Genomic DNA, 13064 nt, shown 5'->3' with positions numbered 1-13064 from the left:
CAAGATTGCCGGACTGACTGCGATGGACCTGGCGGATCTGTCCAAGGCCATTCAGGATAAGTTTGGCGTGACGGCGGCGGCCCCGATGGCGATGATGCCGGGGATGATGGCCGGCGGCGGCGGGACCGCGGCCGTGGCCGAAGAGCAGACCGAATTCGACGTCGTGCTCACGGCGGTCGGCGACAAGAAGATCCAGGTCATCAAGGTCGTGCGCGAACTCACGTCGCTGGGCCTGAAAGAGGCCAAAGACCTCGTCGAAGGAGCCCCGGCGAAAGTGAAGGAAGGCTTGTCGAAGGACGAGGCGATGAAGGCCAAGGAGAAGCTCGAGGAAGTCGGCGCCCAGGTCGACATCAAGTAGCCCCCGGGGGCGTCGGAAAAGAAACGCCCGCCGGGAACAAACCGGGTCCCGGCGGGTTACCACACCATACCGTCAGCGTGAGGTCTTAGCGATCCCATTTTTTTCGAATTCGGCTGGTGGATTGACTGCAGCAGGTGCTCCCGCGACCGGACGGCCGGGAGATAAGTAAGACTAGATGACAGGATCACCGCGAGCGTACAATTGAATCGTCGCCAACTGACCCCACATGGAGTCGTCTGCCTGTGAGGGTTTTCGCCGTTGGCCATAGGAGGGTAGTGGTTTGGCTACCGCAAGCATAATTGAGAGGAAATCGTACGGGGTGTTTCGGGATGCGACCGAGATGCCGAACCTGCTGGAGGTTCAGCTCGAGTCGTACCGGGAATTTCTGCAGCCGGACACGCCGCCGGACAAACGGAAGCGGCAGGGCCTCCATCAGATCTTCCTGGACATCTTCCCGATCACGGACATCCACGAGAATTACTCGCTCGAGTATGTCGGCTACCACCTGGGGCCGTCGCGGTACACGATCGACGAGTGCCGGGCGCGGAACATGACGTACGCGGCCCCGCTGCGGGTGACGATGCGGCTGATCAGCCGCCAGGGGGAAGGGGAGAAGAAAGAAGTCAAGGACATCATCGAGCAGGACGTCTACCTCGGCGAATTGCCGCTTCTCACCGAGTGGGGGACGTTCATCGTCAACGGCGCCGAGCGGGTGGTGGTCAGCCAGCTGCACCGCAGTCCCGGGGTGTTTTTCGACGAGGACATGCACCCCAACGGCAAGAAGCTGTACTCGGCCCGGATCATCCCCTACCGGGGTTCGTGGGTCGAGTTCGCCATGGACATCAACGACGTCATGTACGTCTACATCGACTCGCGTCGCAAGATGCCCGCGACCACCCTCCTGCGGGCCATCGGCTACTCCTCGGACGAAGAGATTCTCAATCTGTTCTATAAGGTGTCGAAGGTCAACCTGAAGGGGAAGAGCGACGAGGACCTGGCGACGTACGTGTTGGCGGAGACGATCGTGAACACCGAGTCCGGCGAAGTGATCCTGGAGCCGGGCGAGACGCTCGACGAGGAGATGGTCGAGAAGATCGCGGCCGCCGGGTACAAGGCGGCGCGGGTGGTCGACAAGGTGACCAACAAGCGCGAGGCCTACGTCATTCTCAACACGCTGCGGAAGGACCCGACGAAGTCGCGCGAGGAGGCGCTCATGCGCATCTACGCGCTCGTGCGGCCGGGCGAGCCGCCGACGCTCGAGATGGCGGAGTCGCTCCTGGAGAAGTTCTTCTTCAACAACAAGCGCTACGATCTCGGCGAGGTCGGGCGCTACATGATCAACCACCGCATGCAGATCAACATCGACCTGAACCGGACGACGCTCGACCCGCAGGATTTCGTGGCCATCGTCAAGTACCTCGTCGGCCTGGTGAACGACGAAGGGTACGTCGACGACATCGACCACCTGGGCAACCGGCGGGCGCGGACGGTCGGGGAGCTGATGGCGAACCTGTTCTCGGTGGGTCTGTCGCGGGTGGCGCGGACGATCCGGGAGCGGCTCTCGCTGAAGGATCAGGAGAACGTGACGCCCCAGCTGCTCGTGAACGCGCGGACGGTGTCGACGGTGGTGGAGACGTTTTTCGGCTCTTCGCAGCTCTCGCAGTTCATGGACCAGACGAACCCGCTCTCGGAGCTGACCCACAAGCGGCGGCTGTCGGCGCTGGGTCCGGGGGGGCTGACGCGGGAGCGGGCGGGGTTCGAGGTGCGCGACGTGCACCACACCCACTACGGCCGGATGTGCCCGATCGAGACGCCGGAGGGCCCGAACATCGGACTGATCACCTCGCTGGCGACTTTCGCGCGCATCAACAAGTACGGCTTCCTCGAAACGCCCTACCGGAAAGCGGTCAACGGGAAGGTGACGGACCAGATCGACTACCTGTCGGCCGACGAGGAGGACCGCTATTTCATCGCCCAGGCCAACGAGCCGCTGGACAAGAACGGCCGGTTCGTGAACGACAAGGTGCTCGCGCGGCGGCGCTCAGACTACCCGCTGATTCCGGCCAGCGAAGTGCAGTTCATGGACGTCTCGCCGCGGCAGATTGTGTCGGTGGCGGCCTCGCTCATCCCGTTTCTCGAGCACGACGACGCGAACCGCGCGCTCATGGGCTCGAACATGCAGCGCCAGGCGGTGCCGCTTCTGAGAACGCAGGCGCCGTTCGTGGGGACGGGGATGGAGCGGAAGGTGGCCGAGGATGCCGGGGCGGTGATCAAGGCTCGGCGGGCGGGCGAGGTCGTGTACGTCGATGCGCGCCAGGTCGTGATCCGGCCCGACGTGCGACCGCGGATCAACGAGCTCGGGTGGGTGGAAGACGACGTGTACGAGCTGACCAAGTACCGCCGCTCCAACCAGGACACCTGCATCCTCTACAAGCCGAATGTCGCGCTGGGGACGAAGGTGGCGGTGGGCGACGTGGTCGCCAACGGCCCGGCGGTCGAAAACGGCGAACTCGCCCTCGGCTACAACGTCCTCGTCGCATTCATGCCCTGGCGCGGCTACAACTACGAAGACGCGATCATCCTCAGCGAGCGCCTCATGCAGGACGACATCTTCACCTCGGTGCACGTTGAGGAGTACGAATTGCAGGTCCGCGACACCAAGCGCGGCAGCGAAGAAATCACCCGCGAGATCCCGAATGTCTCGGAAGAGGCGTTGCTGAACCTGGACGAAAACGGGATCGTGCGGATCGGCGCGGAGGTCGAGGCCGGGGATATCCTGGTGGGCAAGGTCACGCCGAAGGGCGAGACCGAACTGTCGCCGGAGGAGCGGCTCTTGCGGGCGATTTTCGGGGAGAAGGCGGGCGACGTCCGCGACGCCTCGTTGAAAGCGCCGCCCGGGATGAAGGGCGTCGTGATCAAAACCCAGGTGTTCAGCCGCAAGGAACGCACCGAGGAGGCCAAGCGGCAGGAGAAGACCGAGGTGGCGGCGATCCGGAAGACGTTCAACCACCAGATCGACCAGATCAAGAAGCTGCGGGCGCAGCGGATCGGCGAATTGCTCGACGGCAAGACGTCGCAGACGGTGCGGTCGCTCGTCGACAACTCGGTGGTGGTGCGGGCCGGCCACAAGTACAAAGCCGACTTCTTCGAGAACTTCGACTTCGACGCGGTGGTGGCGCCCGAGGGTTTCACGACCGAGGCCAACACGAACAAGCACGCCGATGCGATCGTCGAGGAAGCCGCCCGGCTGATCGCCCGGAAGCAGCAGGATATGGAAGTCGAGGTCGACAAGGTCGTCCGCGGCGCCGAACTGCCGCCGGGGGTGAAGCAGTTGGTGAAGGTGACGATCGCCATCCGCCGGAAGATTTCAGTCGGCGACAAGATGGCGGGCCGTCACGGCAATAAGGGGGTGGTGTCGAAACTGGTGCCGGTGGAGGACATGCCGCACATGGAGGACGGCACGCCGGTGGACATCATCCTCAACCCGCTCGGCGTTCCGTCGCGTATGAACGTGGGCCAGATTCTCGAAACCCACCTCGGCTGGGCGGTCGCCAAATTGGGCGAGCGGGTGGCGACGCCGGTGTTCGAAGGCGCCGACATCGAGGAGATCAAACGCAAGCTGCGGACGGCCGGCCTCCCGGAGGACGGCAAGCTGCAGCTGTTTGACGGCCGGTCGGGCGAGCCGTTCGACAACCCGGTGACGGTGGGCTACATTTACATGCTGAAACTCTCGCACCTGGTCGACGACAAGATCCATGCCCGGTCGATCGGGCCGTACTCGCTGGTGACGCAGCAGCCGCTCGGCGGCAAGGCGCAGTTCGGCGGGCAGCGGTTCGGCGAGATGGAGGTGTGGGCGCTCGAAGCCTACGGCGCGGCCTACACGCTCCAGGAGATGCTGACGGTCAAGTCGGACGACGTGACCGGCCGCAGCCGGATCTACGAGGCGATCGTGAAGGGCGAGAATCCGCCGGAACCGGGGTACCCGGAGGCGTTCAACGTGCTGATCAAGGAGCTCCAGGCGCTCGGCTTGGACGTCAAGCTCCTCGAGAAGTAGGGCGGCGGGTCCGCGAGGTCGTGAGTTCGGTTCGATGGACGTCGAACAGGAGAATACAGGAGTGAGCCATGTTTGATATCGCTGGGAAGAACATGGGCCAGCAGAAGAAGGGTCCGGCCGAGTACGCGGCCATCCAGATACAGATGGCATCGCCCGAGACGATCCTCTCGTGGTCGTACGGCGAGGTGACGAAGCCGGAGACGATCAACTACCGGTCGTTCAAGCCGGAGCGCGACGGTTTGTTCTGCGAGCGCATTTTCGGTCCGGTGAAGGACTGGGAGTGCAACTGCGGGAAGTACAAGCGGATCCGTTTCCGCGGGATCGTGTGCGACCGCTGCGGCGTGGAGGTGACCCAGTCCAAGGTGCGCCGCGAGCGCATGGGGCACATCCAGCTCGCCGTGCCGGTCTCCCACATCTGGTACTTCAAATCGCTCCCCTCGCGCATCGGCCACCTGCTCGACCTGTCGATCCGCGAGCTCGAACGCATCCTGTACTACGAGAACTACCTGATGATCGATCCGGGCAACTCCTCGTACCAGCGGGGCGACGTCCTCACCGAAGAGGAGTTCGTCGAGCTGGAGGAAGCGGGGAAGTCGTTCGACGCGCGCATGGGCGCGGAGGCGGTCCAGGAGCTGCTCCGGCAGATCGACATCGAAGAACTGGCGGTGGAACAGCGGGCCAAGGCGCGCGTGGAGACGTCCGCCCAGCGAAAGAAGGACATCCTCAAGCGCCTGCGCATCGTGGAATCGTTCCGCCAGTCGAACAACCGCCCCGAGTGGATGATCATGAGCGTGATCCCGGTGATCCCCCCGGATCTCCGTCCGCTCGTGCCGCTCGAGGGGGGGCGTTTCGCGACCTCCGACCTCAACGACCTCTACCGCCGGGTGATCAACCGGAACAACCGGCTGAAGAAGCTGATCGACATCCAGGCGCCGGACGTGATTTTGCGGAACGAGAAACGGATGCTGCAGGAGGCGGTGGACGCGCTCTTCGACAACGGGCGGCGGACCCACTCGGTGCGCGGCGATTCCCGGCGGCCGCTGAAATCGCTGTCCGACCTGCTTAAAGGGAAGCAGGGGCGGTTCCGGCAGAACCTGCTGGGCAAGCGCGTGGACTATTCGGGCCGCTCGGTGATCGTGGTCGGCCCGGAGCTCAAGCTCCACCAGTGCGGCCTGCCCAAGAACATGGCTCTCGAGCTGTTCAAGCCGTTCATCATCATGAAGCTCGAGGAGAAGGGGTACGTCCAGACGGTCAAGTCGGCCAAGAAGCTGGTGGAGCGGGAGCGCCCCGAAGTGTGGGATATTCTCGAGGAGATTATCGCCGACCACCCGGTGCTGCTCAACCGCGCCCCCACGCTGCACCGGCTCGGGATCCAGGCGTTCTACCCCGTGCTCGTCGAGGGGAAGGCGATCCGCCTGCACCCGCTCGTGTGCGCGGCGTTCAACGCCGACTTCGACGGCGACCAGATGGCGGTGCACGTGCCGCTGTCGTTCGAGGCCCAGCTCGAGGCGAAAATCCTCATGCTGGCGACCAACAACGTCCTCGTGCCGTCATCGGGACGGCCGATCGCCGTTCCCTCGCAGGACATGGTGATCGGGTCGTACTACCTGACCAAGCCGCGCCAGGGGGCCAAGGGGGAGGGGATGAGGTTCTACTCGCCGGACGAGGCGCTGGCCGCCTACGACGCCGGGCATGTCGACCTGCACGCGACCGTGCACGTGCGGATCAGCGGACAATCGGTCGAGACCACTCCCGGACGCCTCATCTTCAACAACATTCTCCCCAAGAACGTGCCGTATTTCAACGAGACGGCGACTAAGGGGACGCTCGGCGAGGTGGTGGCCTCCAGTTTTTGGCTGGAGGGACAGGCGGCGACGGTGGAGTTCCTCGACCGGCTCAAGCAGATCGGCTTTGAGTACGCGACCAAGGCCGGGGTGACGGTGTCGATCGAAGACCTCGTGGTCCCGGACGAAAAGGCCGTGCTGATTGAGGATGCGCGGCAGCAGGTGGCGAAGATTCAGAAGCAGTACGAGCGGGGGGCGATTACCTACGGCGAGCGCTACAACAAGGTTATCGATCTCTGGACGCACACCACGAACGAGGTGGGGCGGGTGATGTTCGAGAACCTGGCCGCGCAGAACCAGGGGTTCAACCCGGTGTATATGATGGCGACGTCGGGCGCCCGCGGCTCGCGCGAGCAGATCCGCCAGCTCGCGGGGATGCGCGGGCTGATGGCAAAACCCCAGAAGAAGCTGACCGGCGGCGTCGGGGAGATTATCGAAAACCCGATCACGTCGAATTTCCGTGAAGGCCTGAGCGTGCAGGAGTACTTCATCTCGACCCACGGAGCCCGCAAAGGACTGGCCGACACGGCGCTAAAGACCGCCGACGCCGGCTACCTCACGCGCCGGCTGGTGGATGTCGCGCAGGATGTCATCATCCGGGAAATCGACTGCGGGACGATCCGCGGGCTCGTAGTGCGGGCAATCAAAGAAGGGGAGGAAATAATCGAGTCGCTCGCCGACCGCATTCTCGGCCGCGTGGCGCTCGAGGACGTGTTCGATCCTTACTCCGACGAACTCATCGTCGAGGCCGGGCAGGAGATTTCGGAGCGGATGGCGATGGCGATCGAGGAGGCGGGGATCGAGTCGGTGCAGATCCGGTCGGTGCTCACCTGCGAATCGAAACACGGCGTGTGCGCGAAATGCTACGGGCGCAACCTCACGACCATGAAGATGGTCGACATCGGCGAAGCGGTCGGCGTGATCGCCGCCCAGTCGATCGGTGAGCCGGGGACGCAGCTGACCCTCCGGACGTTCCACATCGGCGGCACGGCGGCGCGCATCGCCGAGCAGTCGCAGGTGGTGGCCAAGTACGCCGGGACGATCAAGCTCGTGGAAATCCGGTCGCTCAAGCGCGAGGACGGCTCGGTGATGGTGGTCAGCCGCGAGGGCACGGGCGAGGTGCACATCATCGACGAGAAAGAACGGGTGCGCTCGCGCCTGAAAGTGCCCTACGGCGCACACCTGCTGGCCGACGACGGCCAGGCGATCAAGAAGGGCGACATCATCTACGAATGGGATCCCTACAAGACCGTGATCCTGGCCGAGAAGAACGGCGTGGTGAAGTTCCGGGATATCGAGAAGGACGTGTCCTACCGCGAGGCCCACGACGCTCAGACCGGGTTGATCCAGCGCATCATCACGGACACCAAGGACAAGAGCCTGTTCCCGACCATCCTGATCCAGAGCCAGAGCGGCAAGACGCTGGCCAGCTACCGGGTGCCGACCGAGGCCCAGTTGGAGGTGAAGGAGGGGGACGCGGTGACGGCGGGGGACGTGCTGGTGAAAATGCCGCGGGTGATCGCGAAATCGCGCGACATCACCGGGGGTCTGCCCCGGGTGGCCGAGCTGTTCGAGGCGCGGCGCCCCCACGACCCGGCGGTCATTTCCGAGATCGACGGAACGGTCGAGTTCGGCCGCATTGTCCGCGGCCAGCAGCAGGTGCTCATCCACGGGGAAATGGATGAAGTCCGCGAGTACCTGGTTCCGCACGGCAAGCACATGATGGTGCACGCCGGGGACCGGGTGACGGCGGGCGACCGGTTGTGCGAGGGGGCGGTCGATCCGCACGACATCCTCGACATCCTGGGGCCCTACGAGGCCGAGCGCTACCTGGTGAACGAAATCCAGGAAGTCTACCGCCTCCAGGGCGTGCGCATCAACGACAAGCACATCGAAATCATTGTGCGCCAGATGATGCAGAAAGTCCAGATCGACCAGGTCGGGGACACCAACTTCCTGGAAGGGGAGAAGGTTGACAAGCTGAAATTCGACGAGGAGAACGCCCGGGTGACGGCCGAGGGGGGCGAGCCGGCCACTTCGCGGCCGCTCCTGCTGGGGATCACGCGGGCCTCCCTGTCCACCGAGAGCTTCATCTCGGCCGCCTCGTTCCAGGAGACGACCAAGGTGCTGACCGAAGCGGCGATTTCCGGCAAGGTGGACTACCTGATGGGGTTGAAGGAGAACGTCATCATCGGGCATCTGATCCCGGCCGGGACCGGGATTGACCGCTACAAGCGCCTGGAGGTGGTGACGGACGAGGCGGAGGAGGAAGAGGCCGCCCGTGGGCTGATCGAATCCGGGCACGCCTCGGAAGGCGATGTGGCCGATATTTTTGACAAAAACTCTTGACAGGCCGGGTGGAAAGCTTACATTAGCGGTCTGTGATTTTTTGGACGATTCTGTGTAACAGGAGAGATTTTGCCGACTATCAACCAGCTTGTTCGTAAGGGTCGCCGGCGGGTGATCGAGAAGACCAAGACGCCCGCGCTCAATTCGTGTCCGCAGAAGCGCGGCGTGTGCACGCGCGTGTATACATCGACGCCCAAGAAGCCGAACTCGGCGCTGCGGAAGGTTGCCCGCGTGCGGTTGACGAACCAAATTGAAGTGACGGCATACATACCTGGCGAAGGCCACAACCTTCAGGAACACTCAATCGTGATGATACGCGGCGGTCGTGTCAAGGATCTTCCCGGGGTGCGCTACCACATCATCCGCGGGACGATGGACACGGCGGGCGTGAACGACCGCCGCAAGGGCCGCTCCAAGTACGGGGCAAAGAAACCGAAGCAGTAGGACTCGTTGGGCTTATGTCGAGACGCACGAGTGCAGAGAGACGACCAGTCGTTCCCGATTTTAAATACGGCGAGAAGACGATCACCCAGTTCATCTCCTGTCTGATGAAGGACGGGAAGCGGTCCACGGCGCAGCGGCTGTTCTACGACGCCGTCGGCCAGGCCGAGAAGAAGTCCGGGGAGAGCGGACTGGAAGTCTTCCGCAAGGCGCTGAACAACGTGAAGCCGGTTCTGGAAGTCCGGTCGCGGCGCGTGGGCGGCGCGACCTACCAGGTGCCGGTTGAAGTGCGGCCGGAGCGTCGGACGGCGCTGGCGATCCGCTGGCTCATTTCGTATGCGCGCGCGCGCGGCGGGCATACGATGGCGGAGAAGCTGGCGGCCGAGTTCCTGGCCGCGGCGAATAATGAGGGCGCCGCCATCAAGAAGAAGGAGGATACGCACAAGATGGCCGAGGCCAACAAGGCCTTCGCTCACTTCCGGTGGTAGAAGCGTCGCCGGGCTGGTTGTTTTACTTGGGCCTGTTGCCGGGTCCATTGAATAGGGAACGGGAATTTTGACGCGAACAATGATGTGGCGGTACTGACGCAGGCATAACATAGCCGCTCGCCCCGGCCGGCCTCCCGGCCCAGGGCTACCGCCCCTGATGAACCAAGCGAATGAGACAGCCGTGAGTCAGGGATTTTTTTTGTCTAAAGTGCGAATGACATGGACCTGGCGAGAGTTCGAAATATAGGAATCATGGCCCACATCGACGCGGGCAAAACCACGACCACGGAGCGCATCCTGTTCTACACCGGGAAGGTGCATCGGATGGGCGAGGTGGACGAGGGCGCGGCGACCATGGATTTCATGGAGCAGGAAAAGGAGCGCGGCATCACCATTATGTCGGCCGCCACCACCTGCGGGTGGAAAGGCCATGTCATCAATATCATCGACACACCGGGACATGTGGATTTTACGGTTGAAGTGGAACGGTCGCTGCGGGTGCTGGACGGGGCGGTGGCCCTGTTCTGCGCTGTCGGAGGAGTCGAGCCGCAGTCGGAAACCGTTTGGCGACAAGCAGATAAGTATAGCGTGCCGCGCATCGCCTACATTAATAAGATGGACCGGACCGGCGCCAACTTCGAACGCACCCTCCAGATGATGAACGAACGGTTCGCCACCCGGTGTATCCCGGTGACCATCCCGGCCGGCGAGGGACCGATGTTCGCCGGAATCGTCGACCTCCTCTCCATGCGCTTCCGGGTGTTTCACGAAGACTCGTTCGGCACGACCTTTGACGATCTCGATGTGCCGCCGGACATGCTCCCCGCGGCCAGGGAGTACCGGGAGCGGCTCTTGGAGGCGGTGGCCGAGTACGACGACCAGCTCCTGGAGCAGTTTCTCCGCGACCAGCCGCTCGACCCGGCCAAGGTAATGGCGGCGGTGCGGCGGGCGACTATCGAGAACCACATGGTGCCGGTGCTGTGCGGGTCGTCGTTCAAGAACAAGGGCATTCAGAAGCTGCTCGATTGTATCATCGATTTCCTCCCCTCGCCGCTCGACATGCCGCCTGTGCAGGGGCACGACGTCGACCATCCGGACAAGGTGATCACGCGCAAGCCGAGCCCGGACGAGCCGACCGCGGCGCTGGCGTTCAAGGTCGTCACCGACCCCTACGTCGGGCGGCTCACCTACCTGCGCGTGTACTCCGGGAAGGTGCGGGCCGGCTCCTACCTGCTGAATCCCTCGGCCGGGATCAAGGAGCGGATCGCGCGCATTCTGCGGATGCACGCAAACAAGCGGGAAGATATCACGGAGGCCGAAGCGGGGGATATTGCGGCGGTGATCGGGATGCGCAAGACGACTACCGGCGACACGCTGTGCGACCAGAAGCACCCGATAATCCTGGAGCGCATGTCGTTCCCGGAGCCGGTGGTGTCGGTGTCGATCGAGCCTAAGACGCAGGCCGACCAGGACAAGCTCACCAACGCCCTGATCAAGCTGGCGGAAGAAGATCCGACGTTCAAGGTCAAGCAGGACGAGGACACCGCCCAGACGATCATCTCGGGGATGGGGGAGCTGCATCTGGAGATTCTGGTGGATCGCCTGATGCGCGAGTTCGGCGTGGGAGCCTCGGTGGGACGCCCCTCGGTGGCCTTCAAGGAGACCATTACGCGCGAGGTGGAGGCCGAGGGCCGGTTCATCCGGCAGACGGGCGGGAAGGGGCAGTACGGACACGTCTGGATCCGCATGCGTCCGAGCGACGGCGGGGAGCCGTTCCGCTTTCAGAATAAACTGGTAGGCGGCGTGATTCCCCGCGAGTATATTCCCTCGGTCGAGCGCGGCGTGCGCGAGGCGATGGAAAACGGCGTGCTGGCCGGATACCCGATGACGGGCATCCATGTCGAGCTGTACGACGGGAGCTACCACGAGGTGGACTCCAACGAGATGGCTTTCCGGGTGGCCGGATCGATGGCTTTCCAGAACGCCGCCCGCCGGGCGGAGGCGGTGCTGCTGGAACCGATCATGGATGTCGAAGTGGTGGCGCCGGAGGTCTACACGGGCGCCGTCGTCGGCGACCTCAACTCCCGGCGCGGCAAGATCAACGGCATGGTCCCGCGCGAGGACGCGACGGTGATCGCCGCGAGCGTCCCGCTCTCGGAGATGTTCGGGTACGTCAACACCCTGCGCAACATTTCGCAGGGACGGGCGGTGTTCACCATGCAGTTTGCCCGGTACCAGCCGGTGCCCGCCGACGTATCGAAAAAGATGTTGGAAAAAGTGAAGTATTAGCGGAGGCGAGCCGGAGTTATGGCGAAGCAGAAGTTTGAGCGGACGAAGCCGCACGTGAACGTGGGGACGATTGGTCACGTGGACCATGGGAAGACGACGTTGACGGCGGCGATGACGATGGTGTTGTCGCGGGTGACGGGGACGCAGGTGCGTTCGTTTGACAGCATTGACAATGCGCCGGAGGAGCGGGAGCGGGGGATCACGATAGCGACGGCGCACGTGGAGTACGAGAGCGCGAGGCGTCACTACGCGCACGTGGACTGTCCGGGTCACGCGGACTACGTGAAGAACATGATCACGGGTGCGGCGCAGATGGACGGGGCGATATTGGTGGTGAGTGCGGCGGACGGGCCGATGCCGCAGACGCGGGAGCACATTTTGCTGGCGCGCCAGGTGGGGGTTCCGTACATCGTGGTGTACCTGAACAAGGTGGACCAGGTGGACGATCCGGAGTTGCTGGACCTGGTGGAGTTGGAGGTTCGGGATCTTCTGAGCCAGTATGAATTTCCCGGGGATGACGTGCCGGTGATCCGGGGGAGTGCGTTGCAGGCGATGACGGTGGGATCGGATTTGAGCAAGCCGCTGGACAGTGCGGAGTTCAAGTCGATAATGGAGTTGATGGAGGCGCTGGACACGTACATTCCGGAGCCGAAGCGGGACAAGGAGATGCCGTTCCTGATGCCGATCGAGGACATTTTTTCGATTACGGGTCGGGGGACGGTGGCGACGGGGAGGATCGAGCGGGGGGTGGTGAAGCAGGGGGAGGAGGTGGAGATTGTGGGGATTCGGGAGACGCGCAAGACGGTGGTGACGGGGGTGGAGATGTTTCGGAAGTTGTTGGATTCGGGTCAGGCGGGGGACAACGTGGGGTTGTTGTTGCGGGGGGTGGACAAGGAGGAGGTGGAGCGGGGGATGGTGTTGGCGAAACCGGGATCGATCACGCCGCACAAGAAGTTCAAAGCGGAGGTGTACGTGTTGACGAAGGAGGAGGGGGGTCGTCACACGCCGTTTTTCAGCGGGTATCGGCCGCAGTTTTATTTTCGGACGACGGACGTGACGGGGGTGGCGACGTTGCCGGAGAATGTGGAGATGGTGATGCCGGGGGACAACGTGCAGATGACGGTGGAGTTGATCACGCCGATTGCGATGGAGAAGGAGCTTCGGTTCGCGATTCGGGAGGGTGGTCGGACGGTGGGCGCCGGCGTCGTCGCCGAAATTGTCGAGTAACAGGTTGAAGCGAA

The 13064-nt window shown here is 63.5% G+C and carries 7 protein-coding genes; all 7 read left to right on the top strand.

The features are described from left to right. Positions 1-22 precede the first annotated feature (22 nt). Complete coding sequence (rplL, locus tag KA261_01265; GenBank protein ID MBP7696413.1) at positions 23-358, top strand: 50S ribosomal protein L7/L12; 336 nt, start codon at positions 23-25, stop codon at positions 356-358. 340 nt (positions 359-698) lie between these two features. Continuing rightward, positions 699-4412: a DNA-directed RNA polymerase subunit beta gene (gene rpoB, locus KA261_01260; protein MBP7696412.1), complete on the top strand. Its 3714-nt coding sequence runs from the start codon at positions 699-701 to the stop codon at positions 4410-4412. Positions 4413-4480: 68 nt separating this feature from the next. Beyond that, positions 4481-8605, top strand: a complete 4125-nt coding sequence (rpoC, locus tag KA261_01255) for a DNA-directed RNA polymerase subunit beta' (GenBank protein MBP7696411.1) — start codon at positions 4481-4483, stop codon at positions 8603-8605. A gap of 69 nt (positions 8606-8674) precedes the next feature. Beyond that, positions 8675-9049, top strand: a complete 375-nt coding sequence (rpsL, locus tag KA261_01250; protein ID MBP7696410.1) for a 30S ribosomal protein S12 — start codon at positions 8675-8677, stop codon at positions 9047-9049. A gap of 14 nt (positions 9050-9063) precedes the next feature. Further along, positions 9064-9534 (top strand): 30S ribosomal protein S7, encoded by a 471-nt coding sequence (gene rpsG, locus KA261_01245; GenBank protein ID MBP7696409.1) that lies wholly within the window; start codon positions 9064-9066, stop codon positions 9532-9534. Positions 9535-9753: 219 nt separating this feature from the next. Continuing rightward, positions 9754-11823 carry an elongation factor G gene (fusA, locus tag KA261_01240; protein MBP7696408.1) on the top strand — a complete coding sequence of 690 codons (2070 nt, stop codon included), beginning with the start codon at positions 9754-9756 and terminating at the stop codon, positions 11821-11823. A gap of 18 nt (positions 11824-11841) precedes the next feature. Continuing rightward, complete coding sequence (gene tuf, locus KA261_01235; GenBank protein MBP7696407.1) at positions 11842-13050, top strand: elongation factor Tu; 1209 nt, start codon at positions 11842-11844, stop codon at positions 13048-13050. Positions 13051-13064 lie beyond the last annotated feature (14 nt).

This window comes from Candidatus Zixiibacteriota bacterium, assembly GCA_017999435.1.
Lineage (GTDB): Bacteria > Zixibacteria > MSB-5A5 > GN15 > FEB-12 > JAGNLV01.
This window is presented reverse-complemented; position numbering and strand designations above follow the sequence as displayed.